Source organism: Streptomyces antnestii (assembly GCF_004005495.1).
GTDB classification, from domain to species: domain Bacteria; phylum Actinomycetota; class Actinomycetes; order Streptomycetales; family Streptomycetaceae; genus Streptomyces; species Streptomyces antnestii.
In genome coordinates this window covers 1-1,745 of sequence record NZ_RZYA01000052.1, presented here as the reverse complement: position 1 = coordinate 1,745, position 1,745 = coordinate 1, and the positions used below count along the sequence as shown (strand labels likewise).

Annotated in this window: 1 protein-coding gene; it reads left to right on the top strand. The window is 71.3% G+C overall.

Translation table 11 applies throughout. The features are described from left to right. A partial coding sequence (locus EOT10_RS40885) for an acetyl/propionyl/methylcrotonyl-CoA carboxylase subunit alpha (protein ID WP_127833439.1) occupies positions 1-1,743 on the top strand: 1,743 nt, incomplete at its 5' end. Positions 1,744-1,745: the final 2 nt, after the last annotated feature.

Here is a 1,745-nt window from a genome sequence, read left to right as displayed (position 1 = left end):
CTCATCGCCAACCGTGGCGAAATCGCTGTCCGCGTGGCCCGGGCGTGCCGGGATGCCGGTATCGCGAGCGTTGCCGTGTATGCGGAGCCGGACCGGGACGCTGTGCATGTCCGGGCGGCGGACGAGGCGTTCGCGTTGGGCGGTGACACCCCGGCCACGAGCTATCTCGACATGGCGAAGGTGCTGCAGGCCGCCAAGGACTCGGGCGCGGACGCCATCCACCCCGGCTACGGATTCCTGTCGGAGAACGCGGAGTTCGCCCAGGCCGTCCTGGATGCCGGTCTGATCTGGATCGGCCCGCCCCCGCAGGCCATCCGTGACCTGGGTGACAAGGTCGCCGCCCGGCACATCGCCCAGCGTGCCGGCGCGCCGCTGGTCGCCGGCACCCCCGACCCCGTGTCGGGGGCGGAGGAGGTCGTGGCGTTCGCGAAGGAGCACGGCCTGCCCATCGCGATCAAGGCCGCCTTCGGCGGCGGCGGCCGCGGCCTCAAGGTCGCCCGCACCCTCGAAGAGGTCCCCGAGCTCTACGACTCCGCCGTGCGCGAGGCCGTCGCCGCGTTCGGGCGCGGTGAGTGCTTCGTCGAGCGGTACCTCGACAAGCCCCGCCACGTGGAGACCCAGTGCCTGGCCGACAGCCACGGCAACGTCGTCGTGGTCTCCACCCGCGACTGCTCGCTCCAGCGCCGCCACCAAAAACTCGTCGAGGAGGCCCCCGCGCCGTTCCTCAGCGACGCGCAGAACGAGCAGCTCTACACCGCCTCCAAGGCGATCCTGAAGGAGGCCGGCTACGTCGGCGCCGGCACCGTCGAGTTCCTCGTCGGCCTCGATGGCACGATCTCCTTCCTGGAGGTCAACACCCGCCTGCAGGTCGAGCACCCCGTCACCGAAGAGGTCGCCGGGATCGACCTGGTGCGCGAGATGTTCCGCATCGCCGACGGCGAGGCCCTCGGCTACGGCGACCCCGTCCTGCGCGGCCACTCCTTCGAGTTCCGCATCAACGGCGAGGACCCCGGCCGCGGCTTCCTGCCCGCCCCCGGCACCGTCACCAAGTTCACCGCCCCCACCGGCCCCGGCGTCCGCCTGGACGCCGGCGTCGAGTCCGGCAGCGTCATCGGCCCGGCCTGGGACTCGCTCCTGGCCAAACTGATCGTCACCGGCGCGACCCGCGAGCAGGCCCTGCAGCGCGCCGCCCGCGCGCTCGCCGAGTTCGAGGTCGAGGGCATGGCCACCGCCATCCCCTTCCACCGCGCCGTGGTCACCGACCCCGCCTTCACCAGCGACCCGTTCACCGTCCACACCCGCTGGATCGAGACGGAGTTCGTCAACGACATCAAGCCCTTCGCCGCCACACCGGACACCGAGGCGGAGGAGGACAGCGGCCGCGAGACCGTCGTCGTCGAGGTCGGCGGCAAGCGCCTGGAGGTCTCCCTCCCCGCCGGCATGGGCATGTCCCTGGCCCGCACCGGCCTCAACGCCGGCGCCAAGCCCAAACGACGCGCCGCGAAGAAGTCCGGCCCGGCCGCCTCCGGCGACACCCTGACCTCCCCCATGCAGGGCACCATCGTCAAGGTCGCCGTCGAAGAGGGCCAGGAAGTCAAGGAAGGCGACCTCCTCGTCGTCCTGGAAGCCATGAAGATGGAACAGCCCCTCAACGCCCACCGCTCCGGCACCATCAAGGGCCTCAGCGCGGAGATCGGCGCCTCCATCACCTCCGGCGCCACCATCTGCGAAATCAAGGACTGACA